19 protein-coding genes are annotated in these 20893 nt (G+C 64.8%); 17 read left to right on the top strand and 2 right to left on the bottom strand.

What is annotated here, in order from left to right; genetic code table 11:
- The first annotated feature begins 108 nt into the window (after nt 1–108).
- The 6 genes from FIU28_RS15480 to FIU28_RS15455 all read left to right on the top strand — a co-directional run bounded on the left by FIU28_RS15480 (nt 109) and on the right by FIU28_RS15455 (nt 5443).
- Entirely contained in the window at nt 109–585 is a 477-nt protein-coding gene (locus tag FIU28_RS15480; protein ID WP_143574126.1) for a DUF6163 family protein, read from the top strand.
- 64 nt (nt 586–649) lie between these two features.
- A complete protein-coding gene (locus FIU28_RS15475) occupies nt 650–2215 on the top strand; it encodes an AMP-binding protein (RefSeq protein ID WP_143574125.1) in 1566 nt (521 codons plus the stop codon).
- Nucleotides 2216–2584: 369 nt separating this feature from the next.
- A complete protein-coding gene (gene ldtR, locus FIU28_RS15470) occupies nt 2585–3097 on the top strand; it encodes a transcriptional regulator LdtR (RefSeq protein WP_143574124.1) in 513 nt (170 codons plus the stop codon).
- A gap of 307 nt (nt 3098–3404) precedes the next feature.
- Nucleotides 3405–3632, top strand: a complete 228-nt coding sequence (locus FIU28_RS15465) for a hypothetical protein (RefSeq protein ID WP_143574123.1) — start codon at nt 3405–3407, stop codon at nt 3630–3632.
- Between the two features lie 20 nt (nt 3633–3652).
- On the top strand, nt 3653–3874 hold the full coding sequence (locus FIU28_RS15460; protein ID WP_143574122.1) for a hypothetical protein: 222 nt from the start codon (nt 3653–3655) through the stop codon (nt 3872–3874).
- A 759-nt stretch (nt 3875–4633) separates the two neighbouring features.
- Entirely contained in the window at nt 4634–5443 is an 810-nt protein-coding gene (locus FIU28_RS15455; protein WP_143574121.1) for a tetratricopeptide repeat protein, read from the top strand.
- Between the two features lie 27 nt (nt 5444–5470).
- Here FIU28_RS15455 and xth read toward each other — a convergent pair whose 3' ends face one another.
- Nucleotides 5471–6262, bottom strand: a complete 792-nt coding sequence (gene xth / locus FIU28_RS15450; protein ID WP_143574120.1) for an exodeoxyribonuclease III — start codon at nt 6260–6262, stop codon at nt 5471–5473.
- A gap of 156 nt (nt 6263–6418) precedes the next feature.
- Here xth and FIU28_RS15445 point away from each other — a divergent pair, with 156 nt between their 5' ends.
- From FIU28_RS15445 to FIU28_RS15430, 4 genes are all read left to right on the top strand, one after another.
- Nucleotides 6419–7549: an efflux RND transporter periplasmic adaptor subunit gene (locus FIU28_RS15445; protein ID WP_143574119.1), complete on the top strand. Its 1131-nt coding sequence runs from the start codon at nt 6419–6421 to the stop codon at nt 7547–7549.
- Nucleotides 7550–7552: 3 nt separating this feature from the next.
- The gene (locus tag FIU28_RS15440) at nt 7553–10681 is read left to right on the top strand and encodes an efflux RND transporter permease subunit (RefSeq protein ID WP_143574118.1); all 3129 of its coding nucleotides are present in this window, start codon (nt 7553–7555) and stop codon (nt 10679–10681) included.
- Entirely contained in the window at nt 10681–11523 is an 843-nt protein-coding gene (locus FIU28_RS15435; protein ID WP_143574117.1) for an amidohydrolase family protein, read from the top strand. Before FIU28_RS15440 ends, FIU28_RS15435 begins: the two co-directional genes overlap by 1 nt.
- Before the next feature lie 282 nt (nt 11524–11805).
- Complete coding sequence (locus FIU28_RS15430) at nt 11806–12252, top strand: RICIN domain-containing protein (RefSeq protein WP_143574116.1); 447 nt, start codon at nt 11806–11808, stop codon at nt 12250–12252.
- A 77-nt stretch (nt 12253–12329) separates the two neighbouring features.
- On the opposite strand, the gene erpA is transcribed toward FIU28_RS15430, so the two are convergent.
- Nucleotides 12330–12662 (bottom strand): iron-sulfur cluster insertion protein ErpA, encoded by a 333-nt coding sequence (gene erpA / locus FIU28_RS15425; RefSeq protein WP_143574115.1) that lies wholly within the window; start codon nt 12660–12662, stop codon nt 12330–12332.
- Between the two features lie 98 nt (nt 12663–12760).
- Here erpA and FIU28_RS15420 point away from each other — a divergent pair, with 98 nt between their 5' ends.
- The 7 genes from FIU28_RS15420 (at nt 12761) to FIU28_RS15390 (ending at nt 20891) form a co-directional block, all read left to right on the top strand.
- Nucleotides 12761–13972 carry a deoxyguanosinetriphosphate triphosphohydrolase gene (locus FIU28_RS15420; protein ID WP_210245405.1) on the top strand — a complete coding sequence of 404 codons (1212 nt, stop codon included), beginning with the start codon at nt 12761–12763 and terminating at the stop codon, nt 13970–13972.
- Between the two features lie 154 nt (nt 13973–14126).
- The gene (gene argS / locus FIU28_RS15415; RefSeq protein WP_143574114.1) at nt 14127–15917 is read left to right on the top strand and encodes an arginine--tRNA ligase; all 1791 of its coding nucleotides are present in this window, start codon (nt 14127–14129) and stop codon (nt 15915–15917) included.
- A gap of 101 nt (nt 15918–16018) precedes the next feature.
- A complete protein-coding gene (locus FIU28_RS15410) occupies nt 16019–17440 on the top strand; it encodes an SPOR domain-containing protein (RefSeq protein ID WP_143574113.1) in 1422 nt (473 codons plus the stop codon).
- Nucleotides 17441–17486: 46 nt separating this feature from the next.
- Complete coding sequence (gene nagZ, locus FIU28_RS15405; protein ID WP_143574112.1) at nt 17487–18512, top strand: beta-N-acetylhexosaminidase; 1026 nt, start codon at nt 17487–17489, stop codon at nt 18510–18512.
- Nucleotides 18509–19342 (top strand): segregation and condensation protein A, encoded by an 834-nt coding sequence (locus FIU28_RS15400; protein WP_143574111.1) that lies wholly within the window; start codon nt 18509–18511, stop codon nt 19340–19342. The genes nagZ and FIU28_RS15400 overlap by 4 nt, the downstream gene beginning before the upstream one ends.
- A gap of 20 nt (nt 19343–19362) precedes the next feature.
- Nucleotides 19363–20499 carry an SMC-Scp complex subunit ScpB gene (scpB, locus tag FIU28_RS15395; RefSeq protein ID WP_143574110.1) on the top strand — a complete coding sequence of 379 codons (1137 nt, stop codon included), beginning with the start codon at nt 19363–19365 and terminating at the stop codon, nt 20497–20499.
- A gap of 143 nt (nt 20500–20642) precedes the next feature.
- The gene (locus FIU28_RS15390; RefSeq protein WP_143574109.1) at nt 20643–20891 is read left to right on the top strand and encodes a twin-arginine translocase TatA/TatE family subunit; all 249 of its coding nucleotides are present in this window, start codon (nt 20643–20645) and stop codon (nt 20889–20891) included.
- The last annotated feature ends 2 nt before the right edge of the window (nt 20892–20893 follow it).

The following is a 20893-nucleotide window of genomic DNA, read 5'->3' as shown; positions in this document are numbered from 1 at the left end:
ACCGCGATCATGGAATGGCTGGGTGATTGATTTTGCGGCCCCGAAGGCCCACAAAACCAGCCATGACTCGCACCATCTCTCCAGTTCCCGCTCCCGAACGGCCGCGGCATGTCTGAGCCCGCCGCACGCGACACCTCGCGGGACATCTCGTCGCGGGATCTGGCGATGTCGGTCGCGGCGATCTCCTCGACCCGCGAAATCTCCGAAGAGAACGTCTGGACCCGCCGGCTGGTGCTGTTTCTGCGCATCATGGCCGTGATCTCGATGGCCCAGGGCCTGTACCACTGGGCGCAGGTCACCGGCTTCGTCGGCACCGAGGACGAGGCCTTCGAGGTGCAGACCATGGCCTGGCAGACGGCCACGGTCTATTTCGCGGTCATCGAACTGGTCGGCGCCGTCGGGCTGTGGCTGGCGACGCCGTGGGGGGCGGTGGTCTGGCTCACCACCGTGGTCTCGATGGGTGTGATCGAGCTGATGTTCCCCAATATCTACGGCGGCAATCTGGTGATCGTCGGACTGCAGGCGGTATTTCTCGCCGCCTATCTGGCGCTGGCCTGGATGGCCGCCCGCGAACGGCCGCCATAGGTACCGTCGCTGCCGCACGACAGGCCTCGCAGAAGGCCGTGCTTGATAATCCAGGGAGGTTTCCATGAACCCGCTTTATTCCGGCGGCACCGCCGGCAGCCTGATCGTCAGCGCCATCGCGCGCCACGGCGATCGCCCCGCGCTGGCCGATGGCACCGTGCGCTGGAGCTACCGCGAGTTCGGCGATGTCGTCGCCCGCTTCATCACGCTGTTTCGATCGATCGGCCTCAAGAAGGGCGACGCACTCTGTGTGTTGTCCGGCAACCGCGCCGACGCCTGGGCGGCGATTTCCGCCTGCATGGTGATGGGGCTGCGCTACACGCCGCTGCATCCGATGGCCGCGGAAGACGATCATGCCTTCATCGTCGAGGACGCCGAAATCGACGCGCTGATCGTCGAGGCCGGCAAGTTTGCCGCGCGCGGCCTGGCGATCCAGGCGCGCGTCCCCGGCCTCAAGCATCTTCTCTCCTTCGGCGCGCTGGAAGGCGCGCGCGACCTGCTGGCCGAGCTGCCGGACGCCGTGCCGGCGCCGCTGGTCGACGACAGCGCGTTCGGCGACACGGCCTTCCTCGCTTATACCGGCGGCACCACCGGCCGCTCCAAGGGCGTGATGCTGCCGCACCGCGTGCTGGTGGCGATGTCGCTGGCGATCGTCGCGGACTGGGACTGGCCGGCCGAGATCCGCTATCTCGCCGCGACGCCGATCAGCCACGCGGCGGGCATCACGCTGTTTCCGGTGATGCTGCGCGGCGGCTTCAGCCGGCTGGTGCAGGGTTTTGACGCTGAGACCTATTGCCGGGCCGTGCAGGAGGACAGGATCACCGCGACCTTCCTGGTGCCGACGCTGATCTATGCGCTGATCGACGCGCCGGCCTTGCGCGAAAAATACGACCTCAGCAGCCTGCAGACGATCGTCTACGGCGCGGCGCCGATGTCGCCGGACCGGCTGCGCGAAGGCATCGCAATCTTCGGCAATGTCTTCGTGCAGCTCTACGGCCAGACCGAAGCGCCGCAGATCATCACCACGATGCGCAAGATCGATCATGACGATGCAAAGCCCGGGCGCCTCGGCTCCTGCGGCCGCGCCAATGCGATGGTCGAGGTCAAATTGTTCGATGCCGAGATGCGCGAAGTGGCATTGGGCCAGCCCGGCGAGATCTGCGTACGCGGCTCGCTGGTGATGGATGGCTACTGGAAGCGGCCGGAGGCGACCGAGGAAGCGCTGCGCGGCGGCTGGCTGCACACCGGCGATGTCGCGGTGAAAGATGCCGACGGCTATTTCTACATCGTCGACCGCACCAAGGACATGATCATCTCCGGCGGATTCAACATCTATCCGCGCGAAGTCGAGGACGCCTTGATGGCGCATCCTGCGGTGGCGTCGGCCGCGGTGATCGGCATTCCCGACGACAAATGGGGCGAGGCGGTGAAGGCCTTCGTCGTGCTGAAGCCCGGCGCCAACAATTCCGCCGCCGAGTTGCAGGCCCATGTGAAGGACAAGCGCGGCGCGCCGTGGTCGCCGAAGACGATCGACTTTCTCGCCGAGATCCCCGTCACCGGCCTCGGCAAGCTCGACCGCAAGGCGCTGCGCGCGCCGTATTGGGAGGGCAGGGTGCGCGGGGTTGCGTAACGCGCCCAATCTTTTTGCGTAAAACTGTCGAATAATTTTCGGCATTTTTTCGGTAAGATTTGAGTCACCCTAACGCCGCGGTCATCTCCGTTACCCCAACCTTTAAGATTTGAAGGATGCTGTTTCGCTATGGGCCAGAATCCGCGGACAAAGCTGGAACACGAGCTCCGCAGCGTGAATCAAAGATTGCAAGAAGCCCTTTATTCATCGGCTTAATACGCGATTCACTGTCTCAAATTCATGATCTCTTTATTGTCTTATTTAAGCGGTTCTTCAAACGCTGACCCTTACGTTGAGACCATCAGACGGGACAAAAGTTTCGTCAAATAAGTCGCAAAAAGCGACGAAGCGATAACAGGGGTTAGTGTCATGATGAAAGCCGTATCGACGGTTGAGAACGTGGATCTCGTTCCCGGACAGGCGCCGGTGCAGCCGCTATATCTCGAAGCGCTCACGCTGGTGGAGCGTCTGCATCGCCGCCTGCTCGACGTGATCAAGGACGAGTTCGACCGCCGCGGTCGTGCTGATATCAATTCGGTGCAGGCGCTTCTGCTGTACAACATCGGCGACAAGGAATTGACCGCCGGCGAGCTGCGCACCCGCGGCTACTATCTCGGCTCGAACGTGTCGTACAATCTGAAGAAGCTCGTCGAACTCGGCTTCCTCGATCACCAGCGCAGCCGCGTCGATCGCCGCTCGGTCCGCATCCGCCTGACCGCGCAGGGCCAGGAAATCCGCCACATCGTCGACGCGCTGTATCGCAAGCACGTCAAGACCGTTGAGCAGGTCGGCGGCATCTCGAACGAAGAATTCGCCACGCTCAACAAGTCGCTGCATCGCCTCGAGCGTTTCTGGACCGACCAGATCCTGTATCGCCTTTGAGAACGAACTGAGGAAACGCACCAAGGCGCTGGCGCGGAGCGTGTATGCTTCGCGACCGGCTCCGGCCCCGAGGCCGGCCATGTGCCGCTCTCATCCGAGAAGTGCGACCACCCAATCACCACACGCCGGGCAACGGCGGACCTCCGATCTGACGACCTTGATCGGCCCGCCTGGAAACAGCGGGCCGATTGTCGTTTGAGCGACGTGGTCTCCGGCGGCGCCGGAGATCGCGCCGCCAAAAATGTTTCCGCCGACGGAACTTGTTCCAGCCTCCGCGCCTTATCGCTTCGAACCGGAGGAACTTGCCATGTTGGTCGAGCGCGGATTGAAGGTGATGAACGTCGAGGCGGTGGGCGATGCCTACGCCATCGCTGCCAACTATCTGCGCAGGAGCGGCGCCATTCCCGACAGCCAGATCACGCATGATCGCCTGCTCGAACTTATCGTGCAGATGTTTCACCGCGGCGAAGGCAACAAGATCCGCCTCGCCAATCGCGCCATCGCATCGTTCGAATCCACCCAGCTCGTCGCCTGATGTCCGGAGAAGACAATCCCATGCAGACCGCCATCGACCGCATCATGCACACCTACGAAATGATGGTGAGCCGGACCCAGAGCGCCAACGACGAAGCGCGCGCCAAGGTGTCGAGCTACATCCAGTCGCTGTTCGATGGCGGCGAGAAGGACGAACACCGCCTGACGGTGTGCGGACTGACCTATCTGCGCGAACTCGATGGCAGCAACGATCCGGTCAAGGCCGGCTTTACCGGGATGTGAACCGGCGCGCCGTCGCCTGCTTGGCAGGATGTTTGACGGTAGGCCAAACGGCGCTTGGCTGACGATCAGTAATGCCGTTTGTGCAATCGGTCGCAGTCCTCGCTAGAGAGTGCCGAGCCGCGACCTGCGACTTTAGTCGCTTTCCCAAGATTGCATGGGCGCAACAAATGTTGCGCTGGGGCCACAGTTCCCCGGGATTTAACCGTCCGCCTAACTGATCCTTGCGTGCGCCGCGATTTAGCCACACGCCTCCATGAAATCATTTGACGTCCGCAGACCACCGCTGGCGCGCGCGAGCGACGGAAACGTCGGCTTGTCGGCGCGGCAGGTTGGGAAACCAGGTTCGAGATGAACGCCACGACGCCATCCAGGTCTAACCGATCCGCGCCGCAAGGCCGCGCCGCGATCGTGCGTTGCGGGCCTGATGAGCCGACGGATGGCCATCCCGGTCGCGCGCTGGCGGCTATTTCCGAAGGTGTCGATGTCTTCAAAAAGACTCCTTGCGTCGCGGATTTGAAACCGCGTGGCCGTGATCTCGCCAAACACATGCGTGATTTAGGGATCATGGAAAATCCGGACGGCCGCGCTGTCGATCATTGGACGTTGGACCGGAAACGGTCCGTCGACGGGCGGGCGACCAGGCTTCGACCACATGCGAGCCTTCCTGCATCTGTAGCGTCCGGCAGTTTGCCGGGCCGGTCGGAGCGGCCGTCGGTCGCGCTGTTACCGGCCCCGGCAGGGCGCACGAGAAACCATGTTATGCGGATTATCGAGCGTACATTTCTTGTCGCAATCGTCCTGGGGGCCGCGTCGGTGGCCACGCCATCGCTGGCCTTCGACGGCGCCCCGGTCGGATCGGACGCGACCATCCCGATGGTTTCCGCGCTGCCCGGTACGGCTCCCATCCTGAAAAAGTCGGCCAAGCCCGAGACCACGCTGACCGCGTTGCAATATGCGGCCGAGGGCGGCCATCCGATCGCGCAGTGGAAGCTCGGCCGGATGTATGCCGACGGCAACGGCGTGGCGCAGGACGATTTGCGCGCTTTTGACTATTTCAGCCGCATCGCCAATGCCCATGCCGAGGACAGCCCGTCGGCGCCGCAGGCCACCATCGTCGCCAATGCCTTCGTGGCGCTCGGACGCTATTACCTCGACGGCATTCCGAACTCGCGCGTCAAGGTCGACACCGAGCGCGCCCGCGAGATGTTCTCCTATGCCGCGTCCTATTTCGGCAATGCCGACGCGCAATACGACCTGGCCCGCCTGTACCTGAAGGGCATCGGCGCGCCGCGCGACACCAAATACGGCGTGCGCTGGCTCGGCCTCGCCGCGCAGAAGGGCCAGCACCAGGCCCAGGCGCTGCTCGGCCAGATGCTGTTCAACGGCGAGGCGCTGCCGCGCCAGATGGCCCGCGGACTGATGTGGCTGACGCTGGCCCGCGACAACGCCGCGCCCGACGAGGTCTGGATCCAGGAAAGCTACAACCGGGCGATCAGCAAGGCGTCCGAGGACGACCGCGCGATGGCGCTGCAGATGATCGAGCACTGGGTGCAGGGCCGCAAGGACTGATCAGCCTTTGACCCTGCGGAGCGGCGATCACGCCGCCTCCAGATCCAGGTCGATCCACACCGGCACGTGGTCCGACGGCTTTTCCCAGGCGCGGACATATTTATCGATGCCGACGTCGACGAGCTTGTCGCTGGCCTGTGGCGACAGCAGCAAATCGTCGATGCGGATGCCCCAGTTCTTCTGCCAGGCGCCGGCCTGGTAATCCCAGAACGTGTACTGGCCGGGTTCGTCGGTGACGGCGCGCAGCGCGTCGGTCATGCCGAGGCCGAGCAGGGACTGGAAGCTCTCCCGCGTCTCCGGCTTGAACAGCGCGTCATTGGCCCAGGCGGCAGGGTTGTGCACGTCGGCCGGGGCCGGGATCACGTTGAAGTCGCCGGCCAGGATCAGCGGCTCCTCGGTCTTCAGCCGCAGGCGGGTGAATTCCTGCAGCCGGGACATCCATTTCAGCTTGTAGGGGTACTTCTCGGTATCGACCGGATTGCCGTTCGGCAGGTAAAGGCAGGCGACGCGCACCACGCCGGATTTCAGCGACACCACGCCTTCGATGAAGCGCGCATGGGTGTCCTCGTCGTCGCCGGGCAGGCGAGGCGTGGCTTCCTCCAGCGGGTACTTCGAGAGCAGCGCCACGCCATTGAAGGTCTTCTGGCCATGGGTGATGACATTGTAGCCGAGCGCCTCGATCGCCTCGCGCGGAAAGGCCTCATCGACGCATTTGATCTCCTGCAGGCACACGATGTCCGGCGCGCAGTCGCGCAGCCAGGTAAGCAGGTGGTCGAGCCGCTGACGGACGGAGTTCACGTTCCAGGTCGCGATCCGCATGGCAGTGTTTCCCGGTGATAATGATGGCGAAATCTTGTTTGTGTGCATACCATGCACCGTCGCGCCGTGATAGGCTGGGCCAAAGCGCATAAGTCGCTGTCGGGGGCTGGAGCATCGGAGAGGCCCGGGCATTCGGCTGTATTGACGTGGGATGTGATGAAAAAAAGTACATCGATCGCCTTGATCCTGGTTGTCGGCGCCGCGGCGGCCGCAGCCTATCTGACACGCGCGTCGTGGAGCGGCGGCAATACCAGCGCCAAGGCGCCGCCCCGCGTTCGCGTCGTCGCCGTCGAGCTTGCCAAGGCCGAGCGCAAGCCGGTCCCGGTCGATGTCGATTCGATCGGCATGGTAACGCCGATCTCCAGCGTCGCATTGAAATCCCGGGTCGAGACCACCATCCTCGCCGTGCACTTCGAAGACGGCGCCAGGGTGAAGGAGGGCGACCTCCTGTTCACCCTCGACTCGCGCCAGATCGACGCCCAGATCGAGCAGGCCGAGGGCACCCTGATGAAGGACCGCGCCCAGCTCGCCGGCGCCGAGCGCGACGTCCGGCGCTTCAGCGACCTGATCGGCAAGGGCGCCACCACCCAGGTCAATGTCGACAATGCCAAGACCGCGTCCGACATCCTTGCCGGTACCATCCAGGCCGACCAGTCGGCGCTGGACAATCTCAAGGTGCAGAAGAGCTTCACCCAGATCCGCGCGCCGTTTGCCGGCCGCATCAGCCAGGCCAACGTCAAGGTCGGCAATTTCGTGCGCCCGGCCGATACCACGCCGCTGGCGATCATCAACCAGATGGCGCCGGTCTACGTCTCCTTTGCGGTGCCGCAGCGCGTGCTCGCGGATCTCCGCGAGGCGATGGCGGCGGGCTCGACCAAGGTGATCGCGACCATTCCGCAGAGCGGCCGGTCGGAAGACGGCAAGGTCGCGATGGTCGAGAACACCGTCGATTCGACCACCGGCATGGTTACCGTGCGCGGCATTATGAACAACCCGTCGGAGACGCTGTGGCCGGGCATCCTGGTGCAGACCAAGCTGATCGTGCGCAGCGAGGATGGCGTGGTGGTGCCGACCGTCGCCGTGCAGCGCAGCCAGACCGGCAATTTCGTGTTCACCGTGAAGGACAATATCGCCCATGTGCAGCCGGTCACGGTCGATCGCACCGCGCAGGGCATGTCGGTCATCAGCTCCGGCCTGACGGGCACGGAGGATGTGGTGGTCGACGGCCAGTTGCTGCTGACCGAGGGCACAAGGGTCGAGGCGCGCGCCCGCAAGGCCGGGGCCTGAGCCATGACGCTTTCCGAACTCAGCATCCGCCGCCCGGTGATGACCACGCTGCTCACCGCGACGATCATCGCGTTCGGTATTTTCGGATTCCGGCTGCTGCCGGTGTCGGCGCTGCCGAAGGTGGATTTTCCGACCATCGCCGTGACCGCCACACTGCCCGGCGCCAGCGCCGACACCATGGCGGCGTCGGTCGCGGGCGTCATCGAGCGCCAGCTCTCGACCATCGCCGGCATTTCCTCGATGTCGTCGAGCTCGTCGCAGGGCACCACCGGGATCACGATCCAGTTCGACCTCAACCGCAACATCGATGCCGCCGCCCTGGACGTGCAGACCGCACTGACCATCGCGCAGCGCCGGCTGCCGATCGAGATGACGATCCCGCCAAGCTTCCGCAAGGTGAACCCCGGCGACTTCCCGGTGCTGTTCGTCGCCTTGAGCTCATCGACGCTGCCGCTGTCGGCGGTCAATGAATTCGGCGACATCACCATCGGGCAGGCGCTGTCGCAGATCACGGGCGTCGCCCAGGTCGTGATCTACGGCTCGCAGAAATTCGCCATTCGCGTCCAGGCCGATCCGGAAGCCGCCGCGGCACGCGGCCTGTCGCTGGAGGACATCCGCACCGCGGTGTCGCGGGCCAATTCCTCGACCCCCGTCGGTACCCTGAACGGACCGAAGCAGGATATCTCGCTGCAGGCCTCCGGCCAGATGAACAAGGCGTCGGATTACGACCAGATCGTGGTGGCGTGGCGCAACGGCTCGCCGGTCAAGCTCAACGAGGTCGCCAAGATCTATGACGCGGTCGAGAACGACAAGGTCGCGACCTGGCTGAACGGCAAGCGCGCCATCGTGCTGGCGATCCAGAAGCAGCCCGACGCCAATACGGTCGCGGTGGTCGATGGCGTGCGCGCCAAGCTGCCGTCGCTGCAGGCGCAGCTACCGCCCTCGATCGAGGTCAGCGTGATGATGGACCGTTCGGTCTCGGTGCGCGAGGCCGTGGCCGACGTCGAGGAGACGCTGCTGATCGCCGTGGTGCTGGTGATCATCGTGATCTTCCTGTTCCTGCGCTCGGCCTCGGCGACCTTCATCCCGGCGCTTGCCGTGCCGATCTCGTTGTTCGGCACCTGCGCCGTGATGTACATGCTGGACTACTCCATCAACAACATGACGCTGCTGGCGCTGACGCTGTCGGTCGGCTTCGTGGTCGATGACGCCATCGTCATGCTGGAAAACATCGTCCGCCACATCGAACACGGCATGAAGCCGTTCGACGCCGCCTTGAAGGGCGCGCGCGAGATCGGCTTCACCATCATCTCGATCACCTTCTCGCTGATCGCGGTGTTCATCCCGGTGCTGCTGATGGGCGGCATCGTCGGCCGCGTGTTCCGCGAATTCGCGGTCACCGTGGCGGTCGCCATCATCGTCTCCGGCTTCGTGTCGCTGACGCTGACGCCGATGCTCTGCGCGCGCGTGCTGAAGGCGCATGATCCGCACAAGAAAGAAAACATCGTACTCCGGCTGTTCGAGCGGATGTTCGCCGCCTGGCTGCGCGGCTACGAATGGGCGCTCGACCACGTGCTGGCGCACAAGTTCCTGATGCTGATGCTGACCATCGCCACGCTTGGCGGCACCGTCTATCTCTACATGATCGTGCCGAAGGGCTTCTTCCCGCAGGAGGATACGGGCTTCCTGACGGGGATTACCGAGGCTGCCACCGACACCTCGTTCGAGGCGATGACGACCCGGCAAATGGCACTGGCCGAATTGCTGAAATCCGATCCGGCGGTCGACTACATCAATTCGACCGTCGGTTCCGGCGGCCCCAATCCGACCGCCAATTACGGCCGGCTGTTCATCGCGCTGAAGCCGCAGAAGCAGCGCGAGCCGGCGCCGGTGGTGATTGCCCGGCTGCGCCAGAAGGCCACTGCCATTCCCGGCCTGCAGGCGTTCTTCCAGAGTATCCAGAACCTCAGCGTCGGCGGCCGTCCGTCGAAGAGCCAGTATCAATATGTGCTGCAGGGCAGCGACACCGAGACGCTGTACCGCGTCTCGCCGGAGATGCGCGACCAGATCGCCAAGGTGCCGGGCCTGCTCGACGTCACCACCGACCTCTATATCAAGAACCCGCAGATGACGGTCGATATCGACCGCGAGAAGGCCGCGGTCTACGGCATCACCGTCGATCAGGTCCGCAACCAGCTCTACAACGCCTTCGGCGCACGGCAGGTCGGCACCATCTACATGCCGACCAACGACTACCAGATCATCCTGGAGGCGCAGCCGCAGTTCCGCATCGATCCCAGCGACATCTCCAGGCTCTACATGAAGACCGGCAACAACCAGACCATCCCGCTCAGCGCGGTGGCGCGGCTGGTGCCGACGGTGGGTCCGCTGCAGATCAACCATCAGGGCCAGCAGCCGGCAGTGACGATCTCGTTCAACCTGCAACCCGGCTATTCGCTGGGCTATGCGGTCGACCAGATCACCCGCATCGAGGCGGACTCCAAGCTGCCGGTGACGATCGCAACAGGATTCTCCGGCACCGCGCAGGTGTTCCAGGATTCCTTGCGCGGGCAGGGCGTCCTGATCCTCGCCGCGGTGTTTGCCGCCTTCGTCATCCTCGGCATTCTCTACGAGAGCTTCATTCACCCCATCACCATCATCTCCGGCCTGCCGTCGGCCGGCATCGGCGCGATCCTGACGCTGATGCTGTTCAAGATGGAAATGTCGGTGATCGCGATGATCGGCATCGTCATGCTGGTCGGCATCGTCAAGAAGAACGCCATCATGATGGTCGATTTCGCGCTGGAGCGCCGCCGCGTCGGGCTCTCCGCCGAGCATGCGATCCGCGAGGCCGCTTTGCTGCGTTTCCGCCCGATCATGATGACGACCTTTGCTGCGATCTTCGGCACGCTGCCGATCGCGCTCGGCGCGGGGGCCGGCGCCGAACTGCGCCAGCCGCTCGGCATCGCGGTGGTTGGCGGCCTCTGTGTCTCGCAGATCCTGACGCTGTTCATCACCCCGGTGATCTACATCTATCTCGACCGCATCGACCGCAAGCTGAAGCGCCGCCTGAATCCGCAGGAGCACGAGGCGTTCGACGAGGAGCGGCCGCGCGCCGTGGCGGCGGAGTGATGCAATTGCCCTGGGCCTCGGCTCTGGTTGCACTGACCTTTCTCGCCGCGCCGGTGCGCGCGGCCGACGAGCCGATCGAGATTTTCGACGCGCATCTGCACTATAATTTCGAGCCGACGCCGACCTTTCAGCCCGACGAGGTGCTGGCGCTGCTGAAGAAGCACCGCGTCACCGGCATTCTGGCCACCAGCCGTCCCAACACCGGCACCCATGTGCTGATGGGCGCCAAGGCCGAGGGCAAAGCCAGCGACCTGCAGGTGGTGCCCTTCATCCGGCCTTACCGCGTCCGGCCCGATATCCAGACCTGGTTCAACGATCCCGTGATCTTCGATCTGGTGCAGGACGAGTTCAAGCGCGGCTACTACCGCGGCGTCGGCGAATTCCATCTGCACGGCAAGTCCGCCGACACCGAGATGGTCAGGAAGACCGTCGATTTCGCCGTCGCGCATGATCTCTATCTGCACGCCCATTCCGATGCCGAGGCCATCGAGATCCTGATGCGGCACAATCCGCGGGCGCAGATCATCTGGGCGCATACCGGCTTCGGCCTGTCGGCGGATCGCGTCGCCGCGATGCTGGCGAAATATCCGAAGCTGTGGGGCGAGCTGTCCTATCGCAGCGGCATCGTCGACGGCGCGGGCCGGCTCACGACGGAATGGCGCGCTTTGTTCGAGAAATACCCCGACCGCTTCCTGCTCGGCTCCGACACCTGGGTGCCGGAACGCTGGTCGAGCTACGGCGACACCATGGAAGGCTACCGCGCCTGGCTGGCGCAGCTGTCGCCGGCGATCGCGAAGCAGATCGCCCATGGCAATGCGCGGGCGATGTTCGCGGAGAGATAGAGACAGTGGGTCGCACTCCTTTCCTTCGCTCTCCACTCAGAGGCAAAGGTGCCGCGCGTACAGCGGACGAGTGAGGGGGGGGCCGCGAGCTCCGGGCCTATCGTCCACCCCATTCGTCGCGGCCGCGCCGCGCCGCCTTCCGCCGCAAGGTGACGTAGGAAGAAGCGCTGACGTCATCCGGCCACGGCATCCACCATGAAAAGTTCCTTTGGTATTGTTAAACCTCTAAGGTTGTGCTTTTCATAAGCAACCTTAAGTTTAAAATGGGGCCGGGGCGTTCACATGACCAACATTTGCTACCAGATCACCATGGGAACCGGGCTGGCGCTGGCTATCGATGGCAACAGCCACCAGGCCGGCAGCCAGCTGATCCTAAAAACCGCATCTACCAGCGATCCTGACCAGCTGTGGAGTCTTGTGGCCTATCCTGCGACCCGCGGACTCATACTGCTCAATCCGTATCGCGGGCTGTATGCGGCCCCGGCGTCGGGAGACAATGGAGCGGCCGTTCAGCTGTTCGATCTGCCTGAAAATCTGACGTTCGACGATGCGCACACCTGGGAAGTGGCGAGCGACTCGCCGTATCCGGTGCGGATCGTCGGCAACAACGACCAGAACCTCAATGCAGCAGGCAGCGACTGGCAGCCCATCAGCACCCCTATCATCGTCTGGAAATGGGACAGCGGTCTGAACGAAGTGTGGACGTTCAAGCCCGTCAAAACCGGCTAGCCCAAGGCGAACCAGCCTAAGGAGTCATCGCCGCCGGCCGGCGCGAGACATAAACTCTTGCGCCTTGAGATCCCTACTCAGATCGAAAAACTCGTCCCGCAGCCGCAAGAGGCCGTGGCGTTTGGATTGACCACCCGGAACGACGCGCCGATCAGATCGTCGACGAAATCGACTTCGGAGCCCGCCAGAAATGGCACCGATGCGGAATCGACCAGCACCACGGCGCTGTCGCGGTTGATAACAAGGTCATCCTCGGCCTTGGCGCGATCGACGTCGAATTTGTAGGAAAAACCTGAGCAACCGCCGCCCTCGACGGAGATGCGCAGCATGGCGCCATCGCCCTCGGTCCTGAGGATTTCGCCGATCCGGCGGGCGGCCCGCTCGCTGATGGTGACGCTGGTGGCTGTCATGATGTGACTCCTGCGGGACGCTCAGGAAGTTTGAATAACCCGCTCCGCATAGTTAAGTGCGTTGGACAGCGGAATCAATTGGATAAGGACAAAACACCGTGGCGGTTGGAATGGCGGCGCCGCGCGCGCCGTATGCCTGCGACCCCCTGCGTAGCCGGGGACGGTTGGTCGCCGAGCCGGAAAGCGCCACCCGCAGCGCCTTCCGGCGGGATTGCGACCGCGTGATCCATTCGACCGCCTTTCGCCGCCTCAAGCACAAGACCCAGGTGTTCGTGTTCCATGAGGGCGACCATTATCGCACCCGGCTGACCCACACGCTGGAAGTCGCGCAGATCGCCCGTGCCATCGCCCGCCAGCTCGGCCTGGACGAAGACCTCACCGAGACGCTGGCGCTGGCGCATGACATCGGCCACCCGCCGTTCGGACACGCCGGCGAGCGCGCGTTGGACACCTGTCTCGCCGAGCACGGCGGCTTCGACCACAACGCCCAGACGCTGCGCGTCGTCACCGCGCTGGAGCATCGCTATCCCGATTTCGACGGGCTCAACCTGACCTGGGAAACGCTGGAGGGCGTGGTCAAGCACAACGGGCCGCTGACCGACCCGGCGGGGGCCGCGCTCGGCCATTATGCCGGTCCGGGCCTGCCGCGGGGGATTACCGAATTCAACGATATCTGGGACCTCGAGCTTTCCAGCTATGCTTCGCTCGAGGCCCAGGTCGCGGCGCTCGCCGACGACATCGCCTATGATGCCCATGACATCGACGACGGCCTGCGGGCCGGGCTGTTCACCGTCACCGATTTGCGGGTGATGCCGCTCGCCGCCGACATGATCGACGACATCGACGCGCGCTATCCCGGTCTCGACGAGGTCCGGCGCGGCGCCGAACTGGTGCGCGAACTGATCTCCTATCTGCTCGGCGCCGTGGTCGGCGAGTCGACGCGGCGGCTGGCCCAGGCGCAGCTCGGCTCGGTCGAGGCAGTGCGCCGCCATGGCGAGGGGCTGATCGCGTTTCCCCGCGAGGCCGAGAAGGCCGAGGCCGGCATCAAGGCGTTCCTGAAGGCGCGGATGTACCGCCACGCCCGGGTGATGCGGGTGATGGGCGAGGCCGAATGTATCCTGTTCGACCTGTTCGCGCGCTACCAGAGGGCGCCCGAGGACCTGCCGCCGGAATGGCTGCCGACCGGTTCGGTGCCGGAAAGCGATGCCGACCGCGCCCGCCGGATCGGCAATTTCATCGCCGGCATGACCGACCGTTATGCCATCACCGAACATATGCGGCTTTTCGATTCAACTCCCGAGTTACGTTAGAATATTGGCGCAGGATATTGATTGTGCTGCTTAATATACGCCAGATTAATCCTGTATCTTGGCTTTGAAAAGATTGGCGATCCGGCTGCGAAACCGCTAATCATCCGCTTCTTCTTCCAGCCGGAATCGTCCGGCGCAGTTCTGGTTTGCACGCATGGCCTCCGCACCGTCTCCGCATCTGTTCGCCATCATGCTCGCGCGCGTCCATGCGGTCTGCCGCGCGCTGGCCGACGAAGGCACGCTGCCGGCCGGGCTCGATCTGTCGCGCGTCGTGGTCGAGCCGACCAAGGATGCCTCGCACGGCGATATGGCCAGCAACGCCGCCATGGTGCTGGCCAAGCAGGCCAGGCTGAAGCCGAAGGACCTCGCCGAAGCAATCGCCGCGAAACTGCGCGACGACGATCTGGTCGCCTCCGTCGATGTCGCCGGTCCCGGCTTCATCAACCTGACTTTGAAGACCGCGGTGTGGGCCGAGGCGCTGCGCGCCGTGCTGCGCGACGGCGACGCCTACGGCCGCCTCGCGACCGGCGTCGGCGAGAAGGTCAATGTCGAATACGTCTCGGCCAATCCGACCGGGCCGATGCATGTCGGCCATTGCCGCGGCGCGGTGTTCGGCGACGCGCTGTGCAGCCTGCTGGCCACCGCCGGCTTTGATGTCTGCCGGGAATATTACATCAACGACGCCGGCGCCCAGGTCGACGTGCTCGCGCGTTCCGCTTTCCTGCGCTACCGCGAGGCGCTCGGCCAGGACATCGGCCCGATTCCGGAAGGCCTGTATCCCGGCGATTATCTGGTGCCGGTCGGGCAGGCGCTCGCCGCCCAATATGGTGACCTGTTGCTGCTCCAGCCGGAGTCCGAATGGCTGCCGGGCGTGCGTGACACGTCGATCGCCATGATGATGGAAATGATCCGGGGCGATCTCGCCGCCCTCAACATCCAGCACGACGTGTTCTTCTCCGAGCGCTCGCTGATTTCCGGCGATGTCGACAAGGTCGCCGACACCATCGAATTCCTGCGCGCCAAGGGCGACGTCTATGAGGGCCGGCTGCCGCCGCCGAAGGGCGTGCCGGTCGAGGATTACGAAGACCGCGAGCAGACTCTGTTCCGGGCCACCGCCTATGGCGACGACGTCGATCGGCCGCTGAAGAAGTCGGACGGCGGCTATACCTATTTCGCGTCCGACATCGCCAACCACAAGAACAAGTTCGACCGCGGCTTCCGCAACATGGTCGACGTCTGGGGCTCCGACCACGGCGGCTACATCAAGCGCGTGCAGGCGGCTATCAAGGCGGTGACCGCCGGGCAGGGCACGCTCGACGTCAAGATCGTGCAACTCGTCAAACTGTTGCGCAATGGCGAGCAGGTGAAGATGTCGAAGCGCTCCGGCGATTTCGTCACTTTGCGCGAGGTGGTCGACGAGGTTGGCCCCGACGCGGTGCGCTTCATGATGCTGTTTCGCAAGAACGATGCGGTGCTCGATTTCGACCTCGCCAAGGTCCGCGAGCAGTCGAAGGACAATCCGGTGTTCTACGTCCAGTACGGCCACGCCCGCGGCCATTCGATCTTCCGCAACGCCCGCGAAATGCTGGCTGACCTGCCGGAGGAGACCGAAGCCCGGGTCGCCTATCTGAAGGACGCGCCCGTCGAGCGGCTCGACGACGCCGCCGAGCTCGGCCTGGCGCGGCAACTGGCGTTGTATCCCCGGATGATCGAATCCGCCGCGCTGGCGCACGAGCCGCACCGGATCGCTTTCTACCTCTACGACCTTGCCAGCGCCTTCCATGCGCTGTGGACCCGGGGCCGCGATATGCCTCATTTACGCTTCATTATCACTAATGATGCAGAACTTACCAAAGCGCGACTGGCACTGGTCCAGAGCGTCGTCTCGGTCCTGGCATCGGGCCTCGCCGTTCTCGGCGTCACCGCGCCAGACGAGATGCGGTAGACAGGGGACGGCCGTCTGACGGGGATCTGTGGCGGCTCACACTAGCGGCCGATCGTTGACAAGCGGGTTGGCGGCTTTCCCGAAGGGGACGCAAATTGACTATGGCTGATCATCGATACCACGACCGACCCTTCCCCTCAGACGATCACAGTCGCGATGCGTCGCGACCGCGCAGCGACGCCGATCCGTTGGCCGAACTGGCGCGGCTGATCGGGCAGAGCGATCCGTTCGCCAATACCGGGTACGGCAGCCAGTCGCGCCGCGCCGAGCCGGTGCCGCCGAAGCCGGAAGATGATGCCGATGGCGCTCCGAGCGGCCCGCCGCCGTGGATGAAGCGCGTCGCCGCGCAGGAAGCCTATCAGCCGAACACCCATCAGCCGGAAGTCACGGATCAGCATGAACCCGATACGGCCTACAAGGTGAATCGCTACGCCCCCGAGCCGGCGCCGGAAGCCGACTACCATCCGGCGCCAAGCTTCGCTGCTGCGCATCCCGATCCCTACGCCGAACAGCACTACCAGGAGCCCGCCGATCCCGCGCGCTATGATGACGCGCTGTATGGCCGGCCCGATCCCGGCTACGAGCAGCCGCAGAGTCAGAATTATGCAGAAGACCCCTACGCCTATCAGGATGCCTATGCCGACGAGCCGGCACCGAAGCGTCGCGGCGGGCTGATGACCGTGGGCGTCGTGCTGGCGCTGGCCGTGGTCGGCACTGGCGCGGCCTTCGCCTATCGGACCTATATCGGCTCGCCGCGGTCGGGCGAACCCCCGGTGATCCGGGCCGACACCGGCCCCAACAAGATTGTGCCGCCGTCATCGACCGACGCGAACGCCAAGCTGATCCAGGACCGGCTCGGCGCCGCGCCGGAGAAAATGGTGTCGCGCGAGGAGACGCCGGTGAATGTGCAGGATGCCAGCAAGGCAGGTGGCCCGCGCGTGGTATTTCCGCCGCTGAACCAGAACGCCAATCCACCCTCGACCGCCAGCGTCGCGCCGGCCGGCAAGCCGATGGTCGGCGCCCCCGCACAGGGCGGCGATGAACCGCGCAAGATTCGCACCTTTGCCGTGAAAGGCGACCAGACGGACCCGAACGCCACCCCGGCCGCCCGCCAGGCGCCGGCGCGCCTGACCGGTACGCCGCCGGCCGCCGCGCCGGCCCGGCCGGCCAATGCGCCGATTTCGCTGTCGCCACAGGCCGCTCCGGCTCCTGCCGCCCCCGCCCGCGTCGCCAACAACGCGCCGCAGGCCATAGCGCCCGCGACCACCGCTGGTGGCGGCTATCTGGTGCAGATCGCGTCGCAGCGCTCGGAGTCGGAAGCCGCGGCCTCGTTCAAGGCGCTGCAAGGCAAGTACCCGTCGGTGCTCGGGTCGCGCACGCCGACGATCAAGAAGGCCGATCTCGGCGAAAAGGGCACCTATTATCGCGCGATGGTGGGGCCGTTCGGCTCGTCCGAGGAAGCTGCGCAGATGTGCGGAAGCCTGAAATCTGCCGGCGGAAGCTGCGTCGTCCAAAGGAATTAACGGCCGTTTCCTTGACCCTGGGCGCCGATGGGGGCTAATCGGCCTCATGACCAAACGTGCCTTCATCACCGGCGTATCCGGACTGGAACTGACCGCCGAAGAGCGCGCGTTTTTGCGCGCGGAGCGGCCCTGGGGTTTCATCCTGTTCAAACGCAACATCGACAATCCCGCGCAAGTCACGAGATTGGTTGAAGAATTGCGCGAGAGTACAGGCGATCTCGATGCCGTCGTGCTAATCGATCAAGAGGGCGGCCGGGTGCAACGCCTCGGCCCGCCGCACTGGCCGGTGTATCCGCCCGGCGCCGTGTTCGGCACGCTCTATGACATCGAGCCGGCGCTTGGCCTTGAAGCCGCGCGGCTGTCGTCGCGCCTGATCGCCGCCGATCTGGTGGATCTCGGCATCACCGTTGACTGCCTGCCGCTAGCCGATGTCCCGGTCGAGGGCGCCGACGCCGTGATCGGTAACCGCGCCTATGGCACCACGCCGGACAAGGTCGCGGCCATCGCCCGCGCCGCGACGACCGGGCTGGAGCAGGGCGGCGTGCTGCCGGTGCTCAAGCACATTCCCGGTCACGGCCGCGCTACCGCCGACACCCATTTCAAATTGCCGGTCGTGGATACCTCTGCGGCGGAACTCGAAGCCTTCGATTTCGCCGCATTCAGGCCTTTGGCCGATTTACCGATGGCGATGACTGCACATGTTGTGTTTAGCGCCCTCGATCCCGAACAACCGGCGACGACATCTGCGACAATCATTGCTCAGGTGATTCGCGGCTCGATCGGGTTCCAGGGTTTGTTGATGAGTGATGACGTGTCCATGAATGCGTTGGCCGGATCGATCGCGGAGCGAACTCGCGCGATCGTGGCGGCCGGCTGCGACGTCGTCCTGCATTGCAACGGCAAGCTCGACGAGATGCGCGCCGTCGCCGCCGAGACCCCGATCCTCGCCGGCCAAGCGCTGGAACGCGCCAAAGCGGTGCTGGCGTCGCGCCGGCAGCCGGATGCGTTCGACCGCGTCCAGGGCCGTGCCGATCTCGATGCCCTGATCGCCCGCGCCGAGGCCCGCGCATGAGCGCTGAAATCCTGTCCTTCGAAACCGGGCGTCCCGCGGAAATCGTCGAGGACGATGAGCCCTCCCTAGTCGTAGACGTCGAGGGCTATGAAGGCCCGCTCGACCTGCTGCTCGCTTTGGCGCGGCAGCAGAAGGTCGACCTGCACAAGATCTCGATCCTGGCGCTCGCCGACCAGTATCTCGTCTTCATCGAAGCCGCGCGAAAAATCCGCCTGGAACTGGCTGCCGACTACCTTGTGATGGCGGCGTGGCTGGCGTTCCTGAAGTCGCGGCTGTTGTTGCCCGAGCCGCCTTCGGCCGAGGGCCCGAGCGCCGAGGACATGGCGACGGCGCTGGCCAACCGGCTGCGCCGGCTGGAGGCGATCCGCGAGGCCTCCAACCAGCTGATGACCCGGCCGCAGCTCATGCGCGATATTTTTCCGCGCGGCGCGCCCGAGGCGATCGCCGAGGTCAAGCATCCGAAGTTCACCGCCACGCTTTATGATCTGCTGTCGGCCTATGCGACGCAGCGTCAGGCCCGCGTGCTGACCAAGGTGCATCTGGCGCGCCGCACCGTGTGGTCGCTGTCGGAGGCTCGCGCCTCGCTGGAGCGCCTTGTCGGCATGGCCGAGGACTGGAGCCGGCTCGACGAATATCTGCTGGCCTATGTCGTCGATCCCGCCCAGCGCGCCACCGTGATGGCATCGAGCTTTGCGGCTGCGCTCGAGATGGTCCGCGAGGGCACGCTCGATCTCAGCCAGAAGGCGGCGTTCGCGCCGCTGTATTTCCGCAAGCCCCCGCCGCGTTCCGCGACGGCTGCGCTGGTGGAGCCGGACGTTCCGGCCGAGTAGTGGAAGAAGGAGATCCCGACATGGCAAGCCTCGCCGAGAAAATCATCGACGATGCCGAGGATCCGATCGTGCAGGCCGACGATCAGCCGGAAGCACGTCCCGAGGAACTGCGTTTGCTCGAAGCGCTGCTGTTCGCCTCCAGCGAGCCGCTCGACCAGGCCGCCTTGGCCAAGCGCATGCCGGACGGCGTCGACATCAAGTCCGCGCTGGCGCGGCTGCAGGCCGATTATGCGATGCGCGGCGTCAACCTGATCCGCGTCGCCAACAAATGGACGTTTCGCACCGCCGGCGACCTGTCCTGGCTGATGACCCGCGAAACCACCGAAACGCGCAAACTGTCGCGCGCCGCGGTCGAAGTGCTGGCGATCGTCGCCTATCACCAGCCGGTGACCCGCGCCGAGATCGAGGACATCCGCGGCGTCGTCACCTCCAAGGGCACGCTCGACGTGCTGCTGGAGACCGGCTGGATCCGGCCGCGCGGCCGTCGCAAGACGCCGGGCCGCCCGCTGACCTTCGGCACCACCGATACGTTCCTGTCGCAGTTCAGCCTGGAAGCGCTCGGCGACCTGCCGGGCCTGGAAGAGCTGAAGGGCACCGGCCTGCTGGATTCGCGGCTGCCCGCGGGCTTCAGCGTGCCGAACCCGTCCGACGATCCCACGTTGCGCGAGGACGAGGATCCGCTGGAAGACGGCGAACTCGGTCTGTCGCTGCCTGAACCGGAGCCTGAATTCCCCGGACTGATCGAAAAAGCGGTCGACGCCCTCGAACTGGAAATTGCCGAGCGGCAACTGGTCGATCCGGAAACCGTCGAGGCTGAAGCCGGCGATGTCGTTGGCTTTGCCGAGGTCGAGGAAATCGTCGAAATCGAGGTGGTCGAAGCCGAACTGGAAGTCGGGGACGACCTGGCCGAGTTGGCTGAGGACGCCGACGAGTCCGAAGAGGCGGATGCCGGGCTGGAAACCGCCGAACCTGAACTGGGTGATGCCGACACCATCGAGGCGGAGATAGACGCCGCCGAGACCGCCGAGATCGAGGCCGAGGCGCCCGAATCGGCCGAGCTTGAGGCCGATGGACTGGAGGAGACCGAAGCGGTCGATCCGGCGCCGCGCCTCGGCGAGGCCGGTTCTGACGAGCCGGAAGAAGACACCGAACGCTGATTCCGGGCCGTTAACGCTCGCGGCGACGCGCGGCGTTATGCGCGATTTCACGGGGGCTTAGGTCCTTGTTTTTGACATGCCCGCGTCCTACGTTCCGGTCAGATTGACGGCCGGGCGACCGGCCGCGTGTGGAGGGTTTCAGGATGGGTTCACTCAGCATTTGGCACTGGATCGTGGTGATCGGGGTGGTCCTGTTGTTGTTCGGCCGCGGCAAGATTTCCGACCTGATGGGCGACGTCGCGCAGGGCATCAAGGCCTTCAAGAAGGGCATGGCCGACGACGACAAGACGGTACCGCCCGCCGAGAAGCCGATCGAGCCGGTCCGCACCATCGATCAGCCGCCGGCGCCTGCCGCCACGCGCCCCGCCGACGTCGGCACCAAGGTTGGCTGATC

Source organism: Tardiphaga sp. vice154 (assembly GCF_007018645.1).
GTDB lineage: Bacteria > Pseudomonadota > Alphaproteobacteria > Rhizobiales > Xanthobacteraceae > Tardiphaga.
Note: the sequence above shows the minus strand (reverse complement) of the source record. Positions and strands in the feature narration are given on the sequence as shown.